The sequence below is a fragment of the Arthrobacter sp. BB-1 genome, assembly GCF_006151685.1.
Lineage (GTDB): Bacteria > Actinomycetota > Actinomycetes > Actinomycetales > Micrococcaceae > Arthrobacter.
Genome location: NZ_VDEV01000036.1, coordinates 14725 through 34877, shown reverse-complemented (window position 1 = coordinate 34877; position 20153 = coordinate 14725). Strand labels below are relative to the sequence as shown.

The following is a 20153-nucleotide window of genomic DNA, read 5'->3' as shown; positions in this document are numbered from 1 at the left end:
GCGCTAGCTTAGCGGCGGCCGCAACCCCGCGCCGGGTCCGCCGTCAGTTCGGCGCGGACGCGGGCGCAATTTGAGGCAGGTCCTTCGTGAATGCCAGGAACTTCAGCGTCCCAGGATCGGCGGCCAGGTCGAACTGCGGCCAGTAGCCGGCACTGAGGTAAAGGTGCTTGGCCTCAGGCTGCCGGGGGCCGGTGGTGAGGTATAGCCGCGCGTACCCGCGCGCAGCGGCGAGGGCTTCCAGTTCCGCCAGCACCAGCCTCCCCAAACCGCGACGGCGATGCCCCGAGTGTGTCCAGATCCGCTTCAGTTCCGCAGTCCTGGCGTCATAGCGGCGGAAGGCGCCGCCGGCCACGGCTTCCCCCTGCTCCTGGACCAGCAGCAGGGCACCGCCTGGTCCCTCGAATTCGTCCGCCGGGTAGCGGTTCAGTTCATCGGCCGCAGCTTTCCGGCCAAAGAGGTCGCCGTAGCGGGTGTCGTACTCGACGGCGAGTTCATCCAGCAGCGGCCGGACCCGCGGATCGTGCATGGGGAGGTTCAGGACCGTCAGCGAGGCCGGATCAAGCGGCCGGGGTCCATGGTCCGAGGGCCTTGCCCCGATGGGTTCGGTGGCCACGGACAGTTGCCTGAGTTCAGGTTCAGCAGTCACGGTTCAGTTCTTTCCGACGGCGGCAGGTTCTGTGGACGGTGTGGCGGAGGCTTCCGCGGCGAGTCCATGCGCAACGGACAGGATGATCCGGGCCAAGGCATCGTTCTCGCGGAAGGGTGCGGCATTGGTGCCTGGCCGGGCGAAGGCGCCGGCACCCCAGCCGGACGTCCCCGGACCTATGCCGAAGACCGAGGTGCGGGGCTGTCCTTGCGCGTCCACCAATTGGTTCCGTGACGTGACCAGCAGCTTCCCGGTGGTGTGGATGCCGTCCGCCGTGAGCTGCCGCTGCTCCGTGCCCAGGCCGTTCCGGTGCAGGGACTCGAGAAACGGGTTGAGCGAGCGCGCCACGGACGTGGCAGGGAGCCGCGCTTCGATGAAAGCCTTCGCTGTCACAGTAACCGGGGACTGCGGGGAACTGGCCAGGAACGTGCCGGCGGCCTCATCGGTGGAGATCTCAAGGCCCGGCCCCAGGAAGTTCAGCAGCCTGGCCCGGTGCAGTGCCAGCATCTGCCGGAGCCTATGCGGCGGCGGCCCGGAGTCCGCGAAGCTGAAGAAGCCATGCCACCAGCCGTGGACCGTCTGCTGGGACCGGGCGTTGAGCCGTTCCTGGGGGACAACCCGGCCCACCTCCATGTACACGTGCAGCAGGGCGAGGAAGAGTGCCAGCGTTTCGGGGTGGTCCGGGCTGTCCCGCAGGGCAAGGTCGTGCTCGATGTACCGGGCCACCGCGTCCTGCGCGTCCTGGTGGCCCGCAAAGCTGCGGCCGGCGAAGGGCCGGTCCAGTCGCTCCAGGTCAAGGTGCAGGCCGGCGTCGGGTACGGCAGCGGCCACGAGTTCTTCACGGGCTGCGCTGTACCAGTCCAAGGCAGCGTACCGGGCGGCAAATTCATCCCAGCCCATGGCGGCCAGCGCAGGGCGGCCGGTCAGGATCTCCCGGTAGTAGCCGTACCCGGCTTCCTTGGCGATCAGCGGCCACAGGTCCCGCCGGAAATCCAGTTCCCCGTGCCGCTCCAGCAGCGCCTCCACTGCGGCGGAGGTCAGGAACCGCAAGGGTCCGGGAGCCTCGCCCCGGAGTGTTGAGGAGATCTTGGAGTGGTACGGCACTCCCCGCCGCGACCCCGCCCACAGCCGTGGTTCCCGGCCCGAGGGAAGGTAGCGCAGCCCGCCGTCGGACGCCTCCTCGAACCGTCCGCCGCGTCCCTCCATCAGGAGGACCAGGAGGTCAACGAAGGCCAGCCCCATGCCCGCCACGATGACGTCCTGCCCGGGGGCGATGGGTGAGTAGTCGACGTCGGTGGTGTAGCCGGGTGCCGCGTGGTAGCCGCCGTGACGTGCGGCGAAGTTGGCCCAGGCTTCGGAGGCGGCATCCGGACGGGAGTCGGTGTGGCCCAGGGCCGTGACCAGGATGTCCGCGTGCAGGGTCCGGCCGTTGGCCAACGCCACAGCATGGCCACCGGCATCAAGCGCGGAGACGTCCACGGCCACGGTCCGGTGGACGGTGATGCTGCGGCCAAGGGACTTCGCCGCGCGACGGTAGAACCACTCCAGGTACTGGCTCTGCAGCTGGCGGGTGGGGAACGTGGAGCCGGTGAGCGAGCGCAGCTGCTCCCGCAGGGTGTGCGGGAAGTCCGGCACGTCCGTGATGGACCCGTCCAGCACGCCGGCGGCCCATCCGGCCAGGTTGGGACCCGGGCGGGCCGGGCCCTCGCAGGCCACCGAGGCGTCGGTAAACATGGTGATGTCCGCCGCCATGGAGTTGAGCAGGAGGCCGGGATGCTGGTCGTAGCGCCAGATGCGGCCGGAACCGGGAACGTGCGGCTCGACGACGTGGAGTTCCAGCGGCCCGCTGAAGAGTTCCGGACGGTTCGCGGCGAGCCGCTCAAGCACACCGGCCGTGCGGGGTCCGCCGCCGACGAATACGACGGCCGGGATGTTCGCTGGCATGGGCGCTCCTGACGGCGGGGGCTTGGTTGAGAGCCTCATGCTAGGCAGCGGTTTCGACGGCGGTCGAGCGCCTGGTCACGGGCGTTAACTCCGCGTCATATCCCGTCAAGGGACGCAAAAAACCCGACTCATGACGCCGTGCGAACTCCGGTGAACGTATGCAACTTGCCGCCTTGCTGGCCCGTTCCGGCCGGTCCTAGATTTGCAGCCAGCAGCCGGGGCAACAAGCTCCGGCCTCAACAATCCGATTAAGAGAGAAGCGAGGTGGCGCGTGGGTTCAGCAGCAGCTACGGCGGCGCAGTCAACAACGTCAGCACAGCAGGCTGCCAGCGCCAGCCTGCCTCCCGAAGGGGTGCCGGCCCGGGTGGCCGCGGATTACTCCGCCTACAGGGTGGTGGCCGCGAAGCATCCCTGGCGCTGGGTGGGCACCGGTGTGGTGGCCCTGGGCGTGCTTGCGGTGGCGTGGTCCCTGGCCACCAACCCGCGGTGGGAGTGGGGCGTGGTGGCGCAGTGGTTCACCGCCCAGTCCGTCATCACCGGGTTGCTGGAAACCCTGAAGCTGACCGCGATCTCGGGAATCCTGGGCTTTGTGCTGGGCTTCATCCTGGCTCTGATGCGGCTGTCCGCCTCCCCGTTGCTGGTCTCGGTGTCCTGGACGTTCTCCTGGATTTTCCGGTCCACACCGCTGCTGGTCCAGCTGCTGCTTTGGTACAACCTGGGCTACCTGTACGAAAAAATCAGCTTAGGTGTCCCGTTCACGGACGTCCGGTTCTTCGAGGTGCAGACCACCACACTGATCAGCCAGTTTGCGGCAGCAGTGCTGGGCCTGACCTTGAACCAGGCCGCCTACTCCGCGGAGATCATCCGCGGCGGCATCCTCTCTGTGGACCAGGGCCAGCTTGAAGCCGCGGCCGCGCTGGGGATCCCGGCCTGGCGCCGCTCCACCCGGATTGTCCTGCCGCAGGCCATGCGGGCCATCCTGCCCACGGCTTTCAACGAGATCATCGGCCTGGTGAAGGGCACGTCCATTGTGTACGTCCTTGCCTACTCCGAGCTGTTCTACACGGTGCAGGTCATCTACAACCGCACCCAGCAGGTCCTGCCGCTGCTGCTGGTGGCCACCCTCTGGTACGTGGCCATCACGTCCGTGCTCAGCGTCTTCCAGTACTACATCGAACGGCACTACGCCAAGGGCGCGGTGCGGAACCTGCCGCTGACGCCCCTGCAGAAGGCCCGCAAATTCTTCGCCACCCACGCTGTGGCCAGCACCGGAAGGAACGCCCGATGAGCACCACCACTGCAACTGCCATCGCCCCGGACACCGTGCCAACCACCCGCGGCCTGGTGGAGATCACCAGGGTCCGCAAGTCCTTCGGCGCCACGGAGGTCCTCAAGGGGGTGAGCCTCACGGTCGAGCCGGGCGGGGTGGCCGTCATCGTGGGACCCTCCGGTTCCGGGAAGTCCACCATGCTGCGCACCATCAACCACCTGGAAAAGGTGGACGGGGGCTTCATTTCCATTGACGGCAGCCTGGTGGGCTATGAGGTCCGGGGCCAGCGGCTGCACGAGCTGCGCGAGAAGGAGATCCTCAGGCAGCGCACCGAAATCGGCATGGTGTTCCAGAGCTTCAACCTGTTCCCGCACCTGACCGCTCTGGAAAACGTGGCCGAAGCGCCCGTCGTCGCCCAGGGAAAGTCCAGGGAGGAAGCCCGGCGCCGCGGCCTGGAACTGCTGGACCGGGTGGGCCTGAAGGACCGTGCCGGCGCCTACCCGCGCCAGCTCTCCGGCGGCCAGCAGCAGCGGGTTGCCATCGCCCGCGCACTGGCCCTGGACCCCAAGATCCTGCTGTTCGACGAGCCCACCTCGGCCCTGGACCCCGAGCTGGTCAACGAAGTGCTGGACGTCATCCGCGAACTCGCGAAATCCGGCACCACGCTGATCATCGTCACCCACGAGATGGGCTTCGCCCGCGACGTGGCGGACACCGTGGTGTTTATGGACCAGGGGCAGATTGTGGAACAGGGCAGCCCGGAACAGATTTTCACCAACCCGCAGGAACCTCGCACCCGGAGCTTCTTCTCCAAGGTGCTCGAACCGGCCTTCAACATCTAAAGGATTCCCCATGGCACTTCCCACCGGCCTTACCCGCCGCCCACGCCGCCCACGCCGCCGCCCGCTCGCGGTGCTGCCCGCCGTCGTACTCCTCGGCACTGCATTCTTTACTACGGCCGCACTCGCAGGCTGCGCTGATCCCGGCGCAACCGCCGCGGGCACCTCCACCGGAGGGGCGGAGACGACGGCGGCACGCAACGGCGTCGTCTACAACGCCTCGCCGGACCAGCAGCGCATCCGGGCCGAGAAGGATGCGGCGCTCGCCGCCAAGGTTCCCGAGCTGATCGGCAGGGACGGCAAGCTGACCGTGGCCACCACGGCGGGGTCCATCCCGCTGTCCTTCCACGCCACGGATGACAAGACGCCCATTGGTTCCGAGCTGGACATCGCGCAGCTGGTGGCGGACAAACTGGGCCTGGAGCTGGACGTGCAGGTGACCTCGTGGGAGAACTGGCCGCTGAAGACCCAGTCCGGCGACTTCGAAGCCGTGTTCTCCAACGTGGGCGTCAACAAGGACCGGGTGAAGCTGTTCGACTTCGCCAGCTACCGGGCGGCGTTCATGGGATTCGAGGCCAGGAAGTCAGCCACCTATGACATCAAGGGGGCAGACGACATCTCCGGCCTGAAGGTGTCCGTGGGGTCCGGCACCAACCAGGAAAAGATCCTGCTCGCATGGAACAAGGAGCTCGAAGCGAAGGGCACGGCGCCGGCCACCCTCCAGTACTACTCCTCCGACGCCGACACCATCCTGGCCCTGTCCTCCGGCCGGACCGACCTGAACATCGCGCCCTACCCGTCCACCGTGTACCGCGAAAACACCCGCGACGACCTGAAAGTGGTGGGCAAGGTCAACGCCGGCTGGCCGTCCGAAACACTGGTGGCCGCCACGTCGCTGCGGGGCAACGGCCTGGCTCCCGTGATCACCGAAGCACTGAACTCCGCGATCGACGACGGTTCCTACGCCAAAGTGCTGGAGCGCTGGGGCTTGTCCGAGGAAGCGCTGCCGGAATCCAAGACCATCACCCAGGAAACGTTTGGAGCTGCGAAATGAGCACGTCCACTGAAACCGCCCTTGAATCCTTCGACGCCGATTGGCAGCAATGGCGCGCGGCGCACGAGCAGCAGCGGGCGCACCCTCACGGTTTCCTGGCGGTGACCCACCTGCACTGGCTGGGCAGCGAGGCCGCCCGGCTGGAAGGTGCCCCGGGCGCCTGGAGGGCGGAGGCTGACGTCGTCCGCGTCGTTTTGGAGCCGGGCGAAAGTCTCCAACGGGACGGGCAGGAGCTGAACACCGCCGCCGGGGCAGCGCTGGAATTCGGTCCCATCGAGGAGCGCGGCGGCATCACCCTGGTGTCCGGCGATTCTGTCATTGAGCTGGCCAAACGCGGCGGCGAGTACATTGTGCGGCCGCGGAACCCGGAGAACAGCTTGTTGCGCGAATACCAGGGCACGCCCGCGTATTCGCCGGACGCAGCCTACGCCGTCCGCGGTACGTACGTGCCGTTCGAGGCGCCGCGGCCTACTACGGTGGGTGCCGCCGTCGAAGGCATCCAGCACGTGTACGAGGCACCGGGTGAGATCCGCTTCAAGCTGGCCGGCCAGGAACTCGCGCTGACCGCGTTCAACGGCCACGCCCCGGGCTCGCTGTCCGTGCTGTTCACGGACCAGACCTCGGGCAAAACCACCTATGCGGCCAACCGCTCGCTGACCGTGGTGCCGGCTGAAGACGGGTCCGTGGAGCTGGACTTCAACCGGGCCGTGAACCTGCCATGCGCCTACACGGACCTCGCCACCTGCCCCCTTCCGCCGGCCGAAAACAGGCTGCCCGTGGCCATCGAAGCTGGCGAAAAGATTCCCTACGAACGTCAGGACCAGCAGTGAGTATCTCCTCGGGCTTCCTTGCCCTCGAGCTCGACGACGCCGGCTGGCTCGGCGCGGACATCACCCGGGCGGTGCTTGCCGCCGAGTCGGCGGGGTTCCACGCCGCCACGTTCACCGACGCACCGGTTCCGGGCCGAGCAAATGCGCTGCAGCGCGCTGCCTTCGCCGGGCCTGTGACACGCAGCATCGCCTTGGTGCCGGAAGTGGACACCGTCTACACCGAGCCGTTCCACGTCTCCACCCAGCTGGGCAGCCTGGACTATGTCTCCGGTGGGCGGGCGGGGTGGATCGCCACCGCGGCGGAATCGCCCGAGGCGGCTGCCGCCGTCGGACGTTCTTCCGTTTCCGGTCCTGCTTTGGCGCAGGAAGCCGCCGCGTCCATCGAGGTTTCCCGCCGGCTGTGGGACTCGTGGGAGGACGACGCCGTGATCCGCGATGTGGCCACGGGCCGGTACATCGACGTGGACAAACTGCACTACATCGATTTTGATACGACGGCCGGCCTTGAGGCACCCGCCGGTCTTGCCGGGCCTGGGTATACCGTGAAGGGCCCGTCCATCATTCCGAGGCCGCTGCAGGGCCAGCTGCCTGTGCTTGCCGCGGCGTCCCTGGTGGGGGAGGGGCTGGTTGGGGCGGACGCTGTGGATGCGGTGCTGGTCTCTGCCCCGACGGCTCAGCTGCTCGCCCCGGAGGTGCGCGATGTGCGAGCCCGGCTTGGTGGTTCCGTGGCAGTGATTGCCGAGCTCGACGTCGTCCTGGACTCCCGCGGGCAGGCTGCGGCCGAGCGTTCGGCCGGGTTGGACCGTGCCGGGGTCGACGGAGGGCGGGCGGAGTACGCCGGTTCTGCAGCCGGTCTCGCGGACTTCCTGGAGGGCCTCCTTAAGGAGGCAGACGGCGTGCGCCTCCACCCGGCGTCGCTCTTTATTGACGTGGAGGAACTGGGGCGGCTGGTGCTGCCGGAGCTTCGACGCCGCGGCGCGCTCCGGCCGCCTGTGCAGGACGGCACCTTCCGCGACCTGCTTGGCCTGGAGCGCCCGGCAAGCCGCTACGCATCTGCCACCGCCGGAAACTAAGGGGAAAACCATGACACAGCACACCCGTGCTAAAAACAACGTTTTCACGCCGTCGGGCAAGATCCAGTTTGGTGTCTTCTTCCAGGGCGTCAACTCGGGCACCATCTGGAAGGCGCCGGAATCCGGCTCGCAGACCGACTTTGAGTCGTTCCGCCGGATCGCGCAGACTGCCGAGCGCGGGCTGTTCGCCGCCTTCTTCCTGGGCGAAGGGCTCCGTCTGCGGGAACACCTGGGCCGCCCGCATGCGCTGGACGTGGTGGGCCGGCCGGATGCGCAGACCATGCTGGCGGCGCTGGCGTCGGTGACCAGGCACATCGGGCTGGTGGCCACCCAGAACACCACGTACAACGACCCCGCGGACCTGGCGCACCGGCTCGCCTCGCTGGACCTGATCTCCGGCGGCCGTGCGGCGTGGAACATCGTGACCACGGACAACGCCTGGACCGGCGCCAACTTCCGCCGCGGCGGTTACCTGGAGCATGCCGACCGGTACAAGCACGCCGAGGCGTTCGTGGAAACCGCCAAGCGGATCTGGGACTCGTGGGAAACCGCGGAGGGGCCCGCCCGCCGTGTGCTGCACGAGGGCCAGCACTACACCGTGGACGTGACGCCGCGGCTGCCGCGCAGCGCCCAGTACCGGCCCGTGCTGTTCCAGGCCGGCGACTCCCCGGAAGGACGCAACTTTGCCGCCCGCCAGGCGGACGTCATCTTCTCGGCCCACCCGAAGTTCGACGACGCCGTGGAGTTCCGCAAGGACCTGGTGGAGCGCTCGCTGGCCGCGGGCCGCGGCGCCAATGCCGTGCAGATCATGCCGGCCAGTGAGTTCATCCTCGCGCCCACCACTGCGGAAGCCCTGGAGAAGAAGGCGTGGGTCCGCAGCCTGCAGATCGGGCCGCAGCAGGCGATTGCGTACCTGGAGCAGTTCTGGGGCCGGGAGCTGTCCGGGTACGATCCGGACGGGCCGCTGCCGGAGATCGATCCGGTGGTGGAGGAGACCTCCGAGACCCGTGGCAGTGGTTTCCACGGTGCCAAGGCGCGGCAGCTTGCGGACCAGTGGCGGGCGGAGGCCAAGGACAAGGGCCTCTCCATCCGGCAGTTCGTCACGTCCCGCACGGCACGGGTGGACGCAACGTTCACCGGGTCCTACACCGCGGTGGCGGACCACTTGGCGGAGTACGCGCGGGTGGGTGCGGTGGACGGGTTCAACATTTCGCCGTGGCTGATCCCCACCGGCCTGGACGACATCGTGAACCACCTGGTGCCTGAGCTGCACGAACGCGGCGTGTACCCCACCGGATATGCGGGCAGCACGTTGCGTGAGAACCTTGGGCTGGAGACGCCGGTGCGTTCTGCTGATGAGACTGCCGAGGCGGTAAGGACCTGATGTACGAGGCTGCTACGGCTGGAAAGGCCGACGACGGCGGCGACGCGAGTGCCGTCGTCGACCTTTCCGTTGGGGCTGCTTCGCGGGGGATCGTCACGCTGCAACTGACGGTGTGGGAGCAGCGGCTGTAGGAGAACAGCCAGGTTCCCAGCGCGTACTCTGAGATAACCCGCGTCCCGATCCACAAGGAAGCCGATGCCCCTCCCCACACGCCCTTTGCGCAAGCTTGGATTCCTCACTATCGGGCTGTTCGATCCGACGGACCCCGCAGCCGGTCACGAATCCACCTTGCGCATTATCGAATTGGGCGAGCGGCTGGGATTCGACAGCGCCTGGCTGCGCCACCGGCATCTGCAGTTTGGAATTTCCTCACCCGTTGCAGTGATGGCCGCCGCCAGCCAGCGCACCTCGCGCATCGAGCTTGGTACGGCCGTGACCCCGCTCGGGTGGGAAAACCCCTGCGATTGGCTGAGGACCTGGCAACCGTGGACCTGCTTGCCGGAGGGCGCATCAATCCTGGCGTCAGTGTGGGCGAGCCGATGCACTACGACACCGTGAAGCATGAGCTGTATCCGGATTCCGCGGAGTTGGAGGACTTCAGTTACGGCCGGGTGGAACGGTTTGCCCGCCTGGTTGCAGGGGAGCGTGTACGCGAATTTTCCGGCAAGCAAGGGGTGGTGGAGGAGTTCTCGAATCGCGTGGAGCCACATTCCGCCGGGTTGCGTGGGCGCCTTTGGTACGGCGCCGGCAGTACGAAATCAGCGGTCTGGGCCGGGGCCAACGGGTTCAATCTGCTGTCCAGCAGCGTGATCTTCCCTGGCAAGGACCAGGAACCGGACTTCGCCCGTGTCCAGCAGGCACAGATTCGTGCTTTCCGTGAAGCCGCCGCCACATCAGTACACTCGCATGCTCCGGCGCGGGTTTCGCAGGGCCTGGTGGTGATCCCCACCGATTCGGCGTCAGCAGGCCAGCGGGAGAAGTACCAGCGCTACGTCGAGGAACGCACGCCGCGCACCACGGCGCCACAGGGGCCGCGTGGCATGATGTTCGCCCGCGACCTCATCGGCAGCAGCGAGGAGATCGCGGAGCAGCTGTACGCACACGCAGGATTCCAGGAGGTGGATGAAGTGGCGTTCGCACTGCCCTTCAGCTTCGACCACGAGGACTACGTCCAGATCCTCAAGGACATTGCAGGCAAACTTGGCCCCGCCCTGGGCTGGACTCCGGCGGACGACCACCAGCCGTCCTCACAGTAAAGGGACCTGCCTGGTTACGCAGAAGGGCCGACGCCGGCACTCAGGTGAGTGCCGCCGTCGGCCGTTCTTTTGTTGCGGGAGCTGGAGCGGGGGACTTAAGGTGCCGAGGGAACCTTTGCCGCCAGCAGCGGATCTTCAGCCGGAACGGCCGGAAGCGCCGGGCCCGACGACGGATGCGCCGCAACCGCGGCCGCGTGCTCGGCCAGGACGCCGGTCTGGTGCCGGATCTTCAGCCGGTACAGCAGGGCCCCGCCGCCGGAAACAGCAGCCACGAAGATCACCCCGCCCCACTGCAGGTACCACTCGAACGGCGGCACCGAGTTGTAGATCTCCTGGCGCGGCCACACCAGGTTCAGGGTCATGGCGGCGCCCCACAGGACCGCGAGGATGTTCACGGGGAGCCCCCACTTGCCCAGCCTGAAGCCCGGCTCGGAGCCGTCGTTGGCGACCGGCCACTTCTTCAGTAGCCGGTTGCGCAGCAGCGGAACGGTGACCAGGAGGTAGGACAGGTAAATCAGGACGATGCTGATGCTGGACATGATGGTGAAGATTGCCGGCTGCATCACGTTGACCAGCAGCGGGATGACGGCCATGACGCCGATCACGATGGCCGCCGCGGTGGGGGTCCTGCGGACCGGGCACACCTTGCCGAGCTGCCGGCTGAACGGCAGGTTGTTGTCCCGCGCCATGGCGAACATCATGCGGATGGCGGCAGCGTGTACTGCCAGGGTGCAGACCACCACGGCCACCACGATGCAGGCGAGGAAGGCCTTTCCGAAGGGGCCTCCGAGGACGGAGAGCACCAGGTACTGCAGCCCGCCGTCGGCCGCCCCGAGCTTGGGGTCGGCCAGGTCTGGAGCGGCGAGGATGCCAAAGAGCAGGATCAGCCCGCCCAGCACGAAGGATGCCGTGATGGCGCGCAGGATGGCCTTGGGTGCCGTGCGTTTGGGGTCCTTGGTTTCCTCGCCCAGGGAGCTGGCGGTGTCGAAGCCGTACATCACGTAGCCGGAGGCCATGGCACCGATCAGGAAAACACCGAAGAAGCCCAAATCGTGGCCTTCCCCGAAGCCGGCGGTGTCAAAGAAGACCTCAGGCCCCCGCACCACGTGCCAGCCGAGGGCGAGGATCAGCAGCACGGCAGCGATCAGCTCCACAAAGACGCCGATGCTGTTGATCCTGGTCATCAGCTTCACGCCGAAGGCGTTGATCATGGTGGAAATGCCGATCATGATGCTCGCCAGCAGCACGCCGTTCAGGGCGAAGTCGTACGTGCCCGTCCCGTCGCCGATGAACTGGAATCCGGACCAGAGCTGCGGCAGGGTGAGCTGCAGCGCCAGGGCCACGGCGCCAAGCGCCACGATGGACGAGATGAGCAGCAGCCACCCCGCCAGCCAGGACCACGTCCCGGACGAGAGCCGCTTGGCCCAGTTGTAGACCGATCCGGCCACCGGGTAGCGGCCCGCCAGTTCAGCAAAACACAACGCCACCATCAGCTGGCCGGCGAAAACGAGGGGCCAGGACCACGCGTATGCAGGGCCGGCCATGGAAAAACCAAAGTAGAACAGTTGAAAAACACCGGTGAGGATGGAGATGTAGCTGACGCCCGCCGCGAAGCTGGCAAACTTGCCGATGCTCCGGTCCAGGGTCTGCGTGTAACCAAACTCGTCCATGCCGCTTGAATCAATACTCTTGCTGGGTTCCGCCATGTGGACTCCTAAATCAGAAAAGCACGATAGTGATGACCGGCCGGCCGTGGCGCATGGAAGGTCGATGCCCTGCCGCCGGGACCCCGCCGCTCAGGCGAGGGACGCGGTGAGCTCCATTTCTTCCAGGGTCATGGATTCGCCGGTGTGGCCGGTGCGGCCGCCGCGGACCACGTCCGCCCGGACCAAGTCGGCGCAGCGTTCGCCGATCATCATGACGGTGATGTTGGGATTGACGGTGACATGCTCCGGCATGACGGACGCATCGGCGACCCGGAGGCCGGTAACGCCTTTGACCCGCAGTTCGGGGTCAAGCGGCGACATATCGTCGTCGTACGCGCCCATCCGGACGGTGCCCACCGGGTGGTAGACGGTGTTGTGGGTCTTGCGGATGTAGTCCCGCAGTTCCTCGTCGGTCTGCGCCTCGGCGCCGGGCGACAGTTCACGCCCGGTCCATTCAGCCATGGCGGGCTGACCGGCGATTTCGCGGGCCTTGCGGATGCCGGCCACCATCACCCGCATGTCATGGCCGTCCGGGTCCGTGAAGTAGCGCGGGTCCACCATGGGCTTGTCGCGGAAGTCGCGGCTGCGCAGGCGGACGGTGCCGCGGGAACGGGCGTGCGTGACGTTCGGGGTGAGGCTGAAGCCGTTCTCCGTGGTGGGGTAGCCGTGCCGCAGGGTGTTCATATCGAACGGGACGGAGCCGTAGTGCATCATCAGGTCCGGGCGGTCCAGGCCGTCCTCGGTGGGCGTGAAGATGCCGATCTCCCACCACTGGGTGGACGTCTGCACCATGGGCTGCTTCGCTTCGAACTGCACCACGCCTTCCGGGTGGTCCTGCAGGTTTTCGCCCACGCCGGGGGAGTCCACCAGGACCTCGATGCCGTGCTGGGCGAGGTGCGCGGCCGGGCCGATGCCGGAGAGCATCAGGAGCTTGGGCGAGTCGATGGCGCCGGTGGACAGGATGACCTCCTGCCGCGCGGAGAGCCGGTGGGTCCGGCCGAACGCCGAGTCCACCACGTCCACGCCGGTGCAGCGCTTGTCCGCATCGAACACCAGCTGGCGGGCGCGGAGGCCGGTCAGCAGGGTGAAGTTGTCCCGTTCGATGATGGGGTGGATGTAGGAGACGGAACTGGAGGACCGGGTGCCGTCCGCGCGACGGTTGATCTGGAAGAAGTTGGCGCCGTTGACCACGGTGGCCCCGGTGTTGAATTTCGCGCGCGGGATTCCGGCCTGTTCGCAGGCATCCAAAAGGGCGACGCCGGCAGGATCCGCCGGGGGCACGTTCATCAGGTGCACGGGGCCCGAGTCCCCGTGGTGGGGCGCGTCGGGGCCGGCGTCCTCGTTGGTTTCCAGCCGCTTGTAGAGGGGCCAGGCGGCGTCGGCGTTCCAGCCGGAGGCCCCGTACTTGGCCTCCCACTCGTCCAGGTCCTCGCGCGGAGCCCAAAAGGCGATGCAGGAGTTGTGGCTGGAGCACCCGCCCATCACTTTGGCGCGGGCGTGGCGCATGAAGGAGTTGCCGTTTTCCTGCGGTTCCACCGGGTAGTCCCAGTCGTAGCCGGACTCCAGCAGTTCCATCCAGCGGTCCAGCTGCAGGATTTCGGGGATGTTCCGGTCATCCGGGCCGGCCTCCACCAGGGCCACGGTCACGTCCGGGTCCTCGCTCAGGCGCGCCGCCACTGCAGCCCCGGCGGATCCGCCGCCGATCACGATGTAGTCGAACCCGCGCTCGCTGAGGTCCTCGATGTTGTCGAAGTGCATCTAGTTCTCCTTGCCGTGGTCAGCGAACCAGCCGGTCACCTGGGGGCTGGTGTTCTGGTAGATGTGCTTGGCCTCCTGGTACTCGGCCAGCCCTGTGGGGCCGAGCTCGCGGCCGACGCCGGACTGGCCAAAGCCGCCCCACTCGGCCTGGGGGAGGTATGGGTGGTAGTCGTTGATCCAGACCGTGCCGTGCCGCAGCCGGGATGCCACGCGCTGCGCCTTGCCGGCGTCCTGGCTCCAGACGGCGCCGGCAAGCCCGTAGATCGTGTCGTTGGCGGTGGCCACGGCCTCGTCCTCGGTGCGGAAGGTTTCGACGGTCACTACGGGGCCGAAGGCCTCGTCGGTGACCACGGACATGCCCCTCTCAACGCGGTCCAGGACGGTCGGCTGGTAGTAGAAGCCGGCGTCGTACTTCTCCCCAGCAGGTGCCGAACCACCGCACCGCAGCCGCGCGCCTTCCTCGATACCGCGCTGGACGTAGGCGTTGACCTTCTCGCGGTGGGCCGCGGAAATCAGCGGACCGGTTTCGGCGGCCTCGTCAAAGGGGCCGCCCAGGCGGATTCCCTGCGCGCGGCGGACCAGCTCGTCCACGAAGCGTTCGGCGATGGATTCCTCCACCACCAGCCGCGCCCCGGCCGAGCAGACCTGGCCGGAGTGGACAAAGGCGCCGTTCAGGGCGTTGTCGACGGCGGCATCAAAGTCCGCGTCCGCGAACACCACGTTGGGGTTCTTGCCGCCCAGCTCCAGCGCCACCTTCTTGACGGTGCCGGCCGCGGCCGCCGCGATGCGCTTGCCGGTTTCCAAGCCGCCGGTGAAGGAAACGAGGTCGACGGCGGGATGTTCCGAGAGCGGTGCGCCAGCCTGCGCGCCGGGGCCGGTCACGAGGTTGGCGACGCCGTCCGGCAGGCCGAGATCCTGCAGCAGCTGCATGGCCAGGATGCTGGTGGACGGGGTGAGCTCGGAGGGCTTGAGGACGAAGGTGCAGCCGGCAGCGAGGGCCGGGGCGATCTTCCACGCGGCCTGAAGCAGCGGGTAGTTCCAGGGCGTGATGAGGCCGCAGACACCCACGGGTTCGTAGACGATCCTGCTTACGACGGCGGGGTCCCCGGCGTCCACCACGCGGCCCGCCTGCTGCCCGGCAAGCCTGCCGAAGTATTCGAAGCAGGCGGCAATATCGTCCATGTCGATGCGGCTTTCGGCGATCCGCTTCCCGGTGTCCAGCGATTCGGCGCGGGCGAACTTTTCCCGCCGTTCGCGCAGTTCCGCCGCGACCTTCAGCAGGAAGGCGCCGCGCTCGGGCGCCGGGACGCTTGACCAGATGCCGGAATCGAAGGCCGCCCGCGCTGCTGCAATGGCTCGCTCCGCGTCCTCCCTGCCGGCCTCGGAGACCGTGGCGGCCAGTTCGCCGTCGGCCGGATTGTGGATGTGGCGCACTGCGCCTGACGCGGCCGGCTCCCACGAGCCGTTGATGAAGAGGGTGGATGCTGTCACGTCGGTAGACGGTGTGGCGTATGTCATACGGAGGACAGTAACGGAAGTTGAACGACTGTTCAATAGAAAATTGAACAGTCGTTCAATGTTACTCAGGTGGCCGTACCGGAGGGAATGCCGCGGTTTTAGTGCTCCCGAACGGTGCCAGGGCTGGCGGCGTCACCGCTGCTCCGCGACTCGGCCGGGGCGAACGCGATCTCTTCAGTCCGCGTGATGCTTCGCTCTATGGCAGCCTTGTCCACACCCAGCAGCGAGGTCAGCCACATGCCGTTCTGGATGACCACGATGTCGGAGCCCCGGGCCCGGCATTCCTCCCAGGACAGGTCCGGCTGGGCGTTGGAGACTAGCGCCGCTAGCCCGTCGATATACCGGTCAAAGGCGGCAGCATTGATCTGCGCATAGTCCTCGTCGGCCTGGGCGAGGGCCCAGAGGTGCAGGCGCAGGGACAGGTACCGTGTGGTCAGCAGGTCGGCGCCCGCCACCCGCCGCAGGGCTTTGCGCAACTGCTCATCCGGGGTCGACGACGGATCCGGAGCAACCAGCAGGAGATCGTGCTCGTCCACCCGGCGCAGGGCGGCGCGGATCAGGCTCGTCTTGTCGTCGTAGTAGTAGTTCACCAGGCCCAGCGCGACGCCGGCCTCGCGCGCCACTGCGCGCATGCTCACCCCTGAGATACCGTGGCGGGACAGCAGATCGAGCGCTGCTTCGAGAATGCGGGACTGCCTGTCGACCTGTTCGCCATTGTTCACGGTATTTGTCCCCATCTGGCCAGACTATTGCCAAACCCGGGGGAGTGCACTTTGGCGGCCCGGCGGCACGTCACTGCCCCTATCGCTTCATAGCCTCGCGTGGTGGGCCGGCTCCAGCAGCCGCGACACTGCGTAGCCAATGACGAGGCCCCAGAAGGCTGCGTGGATGTTGAACAGGTCCAGGCCGGAGATGGTGACCACGAAGGTCACCAGCGCGCCCATCGTGAAAGTGGTGGAGAAGGCGGTCACGAACGCCTGCTGCAGCGCACGCAGCATGGCGATTCCGCCCAGGACCAGGACGAATTCCCTGGGCGTGGACAGCATCAGCCGCGTCAGGGTGGGTGCCAGCGCAGCGCAGGCCAGCGCCAGGCAGCCATAGGTCACCGCTGCGGTGTACTGGCGTTCCTTAACGCCCGACGACGTCAACAGGGCATTCGTGGGCCCCGTCACGCAAGCGGAAACGGCGCCGAAGCAGGCGTTCAGCATGGAGAACGCCCCGGACGCCATCGCAAAAACATTCACGGGCGGCCGGTGCCCCGCGGTGCGGAGCACGGCGATGCCCTGGCCGTTCTGGACGAACAGCACCGTCAGCGCCAGCGGCACCACCAACTCCAGCTGTGAAGCCCAGGTGAACTCCGGCGGGGTGAAGACGGGGCCGGCCAGCAACGGCCCGGGCATGCCGGCAACGAACTGCCCGCTCGCCGCTACGGCCAGGCAGCCGGCCAACAGGGTGCCGAGGACCGGCGGAAGGAACTTTCCCAGCGCGGGCACGGCGGTGAGGAGCAGGAACGCGCCCACCATCGGGGCGGCAACCGCCGGATTGGCCTGGGTTGAGGAGACGATGTCGGTGCCGAACCGGAGGAATACAGCTGCAACCATTGCCATGACGATCGGCATGGGAATCATGGCCATGATCCGCCGGATCACACCAGTGGCTCCCAGCGCCAGGATAAGCAGGCCTGCTGTGAAGAACGTGCCCACCACTTCCGGGAAGGACAGGTGCTGCAGCGAGGGCCCCAGCAGCACGGTGCCTGGAATGGACCAGGCAAAACCCAGCGGCTGCCGGTACAGCAGCGACATGGCCAGCGTGGCAGCGCCTCCGGAAAACAGGATGCCAAAAACCCAGGACGCGAGCTGTTCCTGGGTCAGCCCGCCGGCTGCGCCCACGGCCAGGGTGACGGCGATGGGTCCGGACGCGGTGAACACCAGCCCGATGGCGCCGTTCGACAGATAGGGCGGGGCTACGTCGCGCAGAAACCGGCGCGGTCCGGCGGGCCTGGTTCCGGGGCGTTCCAGCAGGGGCTGCGGGGCGGGTAGCGCGGCAGTGGCGGCCTCGGTGTCGATCGGGTCTTGACGAGGGGTCATCCTGGCTCCTGGCGGCATCGGCAGAGGGCGGCAAACGGTCATGAAAGGCAAACGGTCACGAAAAGCGGGTGCCCAAAATACAGGCGCCCCGGGAGCGCGTGCATCCCGGGGCGCCTCCGGTGCCGGGCAACACCCGGCGCCGGCTGTCAGCAGGAATTCCTACTTGGTCTGGCCTTCCTTGGCGAGGATGTAGTTGTAGACAACTTCCTCGCCGGCGCCGCCGTCCGTGCGGGGCCGGGGGTCCAGCATGAGTTCCGGCTTGACGGCCGATGCGATGTCGTCGGCGTTGTGCGGGTCGCCCGGGAAGTAGAGTTGCTGGGTGACGGGCTGGTAGCCGGGAGCCGAGACCTTGATGTGGATGTGGGCAGGACGCCAAGCGTGCCATCCTGCAGCCTCGATGAGCTGTCCACAGGCACCGTCCGTGGGGATCTGGTACGGCGCGGGGCGCATGGTGTTGATCTCGAAGCGGCCCTCGTCGTCAGCCTTGACCGTGGCGCGGAAGAGCCACTCGGGCAGGCCCGGTGCGTACTGCGAGTAGAAGCCGGCGGCGTCCGCGTGCCAGATCTCCACCTGGGCGCCCTGGAGCGCGTTGCCGTTGGTGTCCGTGAACTGGCCGGTGAAGCGCAGCGGGGTGCCCTCTTCGCCGTCGCGCATCTCGACGGTGGCCGGTGTGGGAAGCTCGGGCGAACCGGGCACGTAGTAGGGTCCCTCGATGGTGCCCTTGGTGCCGGGGCGCTCCTGGGAGTTGACGTCCTCCACCGTGTGCTCAAGCCACACGTCGAGGAACAGGGGCCACTCGCCGTCGGTTCCTACCTTGATGAGCCAGGCCTTCAGGGTGTTGTACTCCTCGTAGGTGACCTGGTGCTCAACCACGATGTCGTTGGCGGCCTTGATCAGCGCACCGGCCAGGAGGCTCACGCGCTCCTTGGGCACGTGCAGCTCCGAGAGCTTGCCGGAGGCGGCGAAGCGTTCGGTGGCCTTCGAGCCGGCTTCAACGGCGGTGCCTTCGTTCTCGTTCCGGGTATCCACTTGGGTCTCAGTCATGGCGGTCTCCACCTTCGTCTTTGAATTGGGGCCAGGAAGGTTTCCTGCACCCGCCGCGGGACGCTGGCGCAGGGATCCTGCGGCCTTGCGGCATCGCGTGATGTCAGTCTCATCGTAGGTCCGAAGATAAGGACGCTACAAATATCGATAATGCCTATTTTCTGTCATTATCGGTACATAAAGACACCCTTGGTCGACCCTAGGTGTTTGCCTGATGTGAGCGCAGTCACGAGCGGGAAGAATTGCTCTAACGTCCCAGCTGGCACCGCTGCCCGGCCCGGACCTCCCGACCATCCGTCCAGCAATCTCCAATGGAGGAGCACGCCATGACCGAGAACCTGACCCATGCCCGCGAGGTCCTTGCCGACGCCGTGATCGATGACCGCGAGAACGGCATCATCCGGGCCAAGCGCGAGATCTTCACCGACCAGGAAATCTTCGAACTCGAGATGAAGCACATCTTCGAAGGCAATTGGGTGTACCTCGCCCACGAGTCCCAGATCCCCAACGTGGGGGACTACTTCACCACCTACATTGGACGTACTCCGGTGATGATCACCCGGGACAAGGACGAGAAGCTCAACTGCATCGTCAACGCCTGTTCGCACCGGGGCGCCATGCTGTGCCGCCGCAAGACGGACAACCGCACCACCTTCACCTGCCCGTTCCACGGCTGGACCTTCAAGAACTCCGGGGAGCTGCTGAAGGTCAAGGATTCCCGCAATGCGGGTTACCCGGAAACGTTCAACAAAGAAGGGTCGCACGACCTCACCAAGGTTGCCCGCTTTGAGTCCTACCGTGGATTCCTTTTTGGCTCGCTGAAGGCGGACGTGCTCCCCCTTGAGCAGCATCTCGGCGACGCCACCAAAGTGATCGATTCCATTGTGGACCAGTCCCCCGAGGGCCTGGAGGTTCTGCGGGGATCCTCCACCTACACCTACGACGGCAACTGGAAAGTGCAGGCCGAGAACGGCGCAGACGGCTACCACGTCACGGCCGTGCACTGGAACTACGCTGCCACCACTGCGCGGCGCACCGCCGGCGACTCCGCCAACAAGACCAAGGCCATGGACGCCGGCAAGTGGGGCAAGGTCAAGGGCGGCTTCTACTCCTACGACCACGGGCACCTGCTGCTGTGGCAGGAATGGACCAACCCCGAGGACCGTCCGCTGTGGGACCGCCGCGACGAGCTGGTGCAGAAGTACGGCGAGGAGATGGCGAACTTCATGATCAATATCTCGCGCAACCTTTGCCTTTACCCGAACGTGTACATCATGGACCAGTTCTCCTCGCAGATCCGCCACTTCCGGCCAATCTCCGCGGACCAGACCGAGGTGACGATCTACTGCATAGCCCCCAAGGGCGAGTCCCAGGAGAACCGCTCCAAGCGCATCCGGCAGTACGAGGACTTCTTCAACGCCACCGGCATGGCCACGCCGGACGACCTGGAAGAGTTCCGGTCCTGCAACAAGACCTACTGGGCCACCAGCGCACCCTGGAACGATATGACGCGCGGTTCCACCCATGAGATCACCGGTCCGGACGAGCAGGCACAGGCCCTGGGCATGACCCGGGTGATCGCCTCCGGCGTGCGCACCGAAGACGAAGGGCTCTACCCCATCCAGCACGGGTACTGGAAGGAAGTCATGGACCGGGCCCTGGCGGAGGAAGAGGAGCGTTCCGCCTTGGAATCCGTTTCCGTCACCGCCTGAGAGAGCCCGCCGGAACCACAGAGAGCGCAGAA

16 protein-coding genes and 1 pseudogene are annotated in these 20153 nt (G+C 66.9%); 9 read left to right on the top strand and 8 right to left on the bottom strand.

What is annotated here, in order from left to right; genetic code table 11:
- Window positions 1–43: 43 nt before the first annotated feature.
- Together FHJ30_RS19220 and FHJ30_RS19215 are read right to left on the bottom strand one after the other, a co-directional pair.
- Window positions 44–646, bottom strand: a complete 603-nt coding sequence (locus FHJ30_RS19220) for a GNAT family N-acetyltransferase (protein ID WP_373683160.1) — start codon at window positions 644–646, stop codon at window positions 44–46.
- Window positions 647–649: 3 nt separating this feature from the next.
- The gene (locus tag FHJ30_RS19215) at window positions 650–2590 is read right to left on the bottom strand and encodes an FAD/NAD(P)-binding protein (RefSeq protein WP_139030861.1); all 1941 of its coding nucleotides are present in this window, start codon (window positions 2588–2590) and stop codon (window positions 650–652) included.
- A gap of 271 nt (window positions 2591–2861) precedes the next feature.
- Between FHJ30_RS19215 and FHJ30_RS19210 the strand changes: the two genes are divergently transcribed.
- From FHJ30_RS19210 to FHJ30_RS19180, 8 genes and pseudogenes are all read left to right on the top strand, one after another.
- Window positions 2862–3878, top strand: coding sequence for an amino acid ABC transporter permease (locus FHJ30_RS19210; protein ID WP_373683159.1), 1017 nt, complete (start codon window positions 2862–2864; stop codon window positions 3876–3878).
- On the top strand, window positions 3875–4702 hold the full coding sequence (locus FHJ30_RS19205; protein WP_139030860.1) for an amino acid ABC transporter ATP-binding protein: 828 nt from the start codon (window positions 3875–3877) through the stop codon (window positions 4700–4702). Before FHJ30_RS19210 ends, FHJ30_RS19205 begins: the two co-directional genes overlap by 4 nt.
- A 10-nt stretch (window positions 4703–4712) precedes the next feature.
- Complete coding sequence (locus FHJ30_RS19200; protein ID WP_139030859.1) at window positions 4713–5753, top strand: transporter substrate-binding domain-containing protein; 1041 nt, start codon at window positions 4713–4715, stop codon at window positions 5751–5753.
- The gene (locus tag FHJ30_RS19195) at window positions 5750–6583 is read left to right on the top strand and encodes a DUF1684 domain-containing protein (protein ID WP_139030858.1); all 834 of its coding nucleotides are present in this window, start codon (window positions 5750–5752) and stop codon (window positions 6581–6583) included. The genes FHJ30_RS19200 and FHJ30_RS19195 overlap by 4 nt, the downstream gene beginning before the upstream one ends.
- Entirely contained in the window at window positions 6580–7656 is a 1077-nt protein-coding gene (locus FHJ30_RS19190; protein ID WP_240793766.1) for an LLM class flavin-dependent oxidoreductase, read from the top strand. Before FHJ30_RS19195 ends, FHJ30_RS19190 begins: the two co-directional genes overlap by 4 nt.
- 10 nt (window positions 7657–7666) lie before the next feature.
- Complete coding sequence (locus FHJ30_RS19185) at window positions 7667–9040, top strand: NtaA/DmoA family FMN-dependent monooxygenase (protein WP_139030856.1); 1374 nt, start codon at window positions 7667–7669, stop codon at window positions 9038–9040.
- The gene (locus tag FHJ30_RS21895; protein WP_257223722.1) at window positions 9040–9171 is read left to right on the top strand and encodes a hypothetical protein; all 132 of its coding nucleotides are present in this window, start codon (window positions 9040–9042) and stop codon (window positions 9169–9171) included. Before FHJ30_RS19185 ends, FHJ30_RS21895 begins: the two co-directional genes overlap by 1 nt.
- Before the next feature lie 64 nt (window positions 9172–9235).
- A pseudogene (locus tag FHJ30_RS19180) lies at window positions 9236–10296 on the top strand (LLM class flavin-dependent oxidoreductase).
- A gap of 95 nt (window positions 10297–10391) precedes the next feature.
- Here the strand turns inward: FHJ30_RS19180 and FHJ30_RS19175 are convergent.
- The 6 genes from FHJ30_RS19175 to catA form a co-directional block, all read right to left on the bottom strand.
- Window positions 10392–12002: an APC family permease gene (locus FHJ30_RS19175; protein WP_139030855.1), complete on the bottom strand. Its 1611-nt coding sequence runs from the start codon at window positions 12000–12002 to the stop codon at window positions 10392–10394.
- 90 nt (window positions 12003–12092) lie between these two features.
- Entirely contained in the window at window positions 12093–13760 is a 1668-nt protein-coding gene (locus tag FHJ30_RS19170; RefSeq protein ID WP_240793765.1) for a GMC family oxidoreductase, read from the bottom strand.
- A complete protein-coding gene (locus FHJ30_RS19165) occupies window positions 13761–15278 on the bottom strand; it encodes an aldehyde dehydrogenase family protein (RefSeq protein ID WP_139030854.1) in 1518 nt (505 codons plus the stop codon).
- A 98-nt stretch (window positions 15279–15376) separates the two neighbouring features.
- Window positions 15377–16015, bottom strand: coding sequence for a TetR/AcrR family transcriptional regulator (locus FHJ30_RS19160; protein WP_139030853.1), 639 nt, complete (start codon window positions 16013–16015; stop codon window positions 15377–15379).
- Window positions 16016–16087: 72 nt separating this feature from the next.
- Window positions 16088–17365 (bottom strand): benzoate/H(+) symporter BenE family transporter, encoded by a 1278-nt coding sequence (locus FHJ30_RS19155; protein ID WP_139030852.1) that lies wholly within the window; start codon window positions 17363–17365, stop codon window positions 16088–16090.
- A gap of 159 nt (window positions 17366–17524) precedes the next feature.
- On the bottom strand, window positions 17525–18409 hold the full coding sequence (catA, locus tag FHJ30_RS19150) for a catechol 1,2-dioxygenase (RefSeq protein ID WP_171059138.1): 885 nt from the start codon (window positions 18407–18409) through the stop codon (window positions 17525–17527).
- Window positions 18410–18735: 326 nt separating this feature from the next.
- On the opposite strand from catA, the gene benA reads away from it, so the two are divergent.
- Complete coding sequence (gene benA / locus FHJ30_RS19145) at window positions 18736–20121, top strand: benzoate 1,2-dioxygenase large subunit (RefSeq protein ID WP_139030850.1); 1386 nt, start codon at window positions 18736–18738, stop codon at window positions 20119–20121.
- The last annotated feature ends 32 nt before the right edge of the window (window positions 20122–20153 follow it).

Excerpts from the sequence above, each read along its gene's own strand:
- FHJ30_RS19215 (WP_139030861.1), bottom strand. The coding sequence starts at position 2,590 with ATGCCAGCGAACATCCCGGCCGTCGTATTCGTCGGCGGCGGACCCCGC.
- FHJ30_RS19205 (WP_139030860.1), top strand. The coding sequence starts at position 3,875 with ATGAGCACCACCACTGCAACTGCCATCGCCCCGGACACCGTGCCAACC.
- FHJ30_RS19200 (WP_139030859.1), top strand. The coding sequence starts at position 4,713 with ATGGCACTTCCCACCGGCCTTACCCGCCGCCCACGCCGCCCACGCCGC.
- FHJ30_RS19195 (WP_139030858.1), top strand. The coding sequence starts at position 5,750 with ATGAGCACGTCCACTGAAACCGCCCTTGAATCCTTCGACGCCGATTGG.
- FHJ30_RS19185 (WP_139030856.1), top strand. The coding sequence starts at position 7,667 with ATGACACAGCACACCCGTGCTAAAAACAACGTTTTCACGCCGTCGGGC.
- FHJ30_RS21895 (WP_257223722.1), top strand. The coding sequence starts at position 9,040 with ATGTACGAGGCTGCTACGGCTGGAAAGGCCGACGACGGCGGCGACGCG.
- FHJ30_RS19175 (WP_139030855.1), bottom strand. The coding sequence starts at position 12,002 with ATGGCGGAACCCAGCAAGAGTATTGATTCAAGCGGCATGGACGAGTTT.
- FHJ30_RS19170 (WP_240793765.1), bottom strand. The coding sequence starts at position 13,760 with ATGCACTTCGACAACATCGAGGACCTCAGCGAGCGCGGGTTCGACTAC.
- FHJ30_RS19165 (WP_139030854.1), bottom strand. The coding sequence starts at position 15,278 with ATGACATACGCCACACCGTCTACCGACGTGACAGCATCCACCCTCTTC.
- FHJ30_RS19160 (WP_139030853.1), bottom strand. The coding sequence starts at position 16,015 with ATGGGGACAAATACCGTGAACAATGGCGAACAGGTCGACAGGCAGTCC.
- FHJ30_RS19155 (WP_139030852.1), bottom strand. The coding sequence starts at position 17,365 with ATGACCCCTCGTCAAGACCCGATCGACACCGAGGCCGCCACTGCCGCG.
- catA (WP_171059138.1), bottom strand. The coding sequence starts at position 18,409 with ATGACTGAGACCCAAGTGGATACCCGGAACGAGAACGAAGGCACCGCC.
- benA (WP_139030850.1), top strand. The coding sequence starts at position 18,736 with ATGACCGAGAACCTGACCCATGCCCGCGAGGTCCTTGCCGACGCCGTG.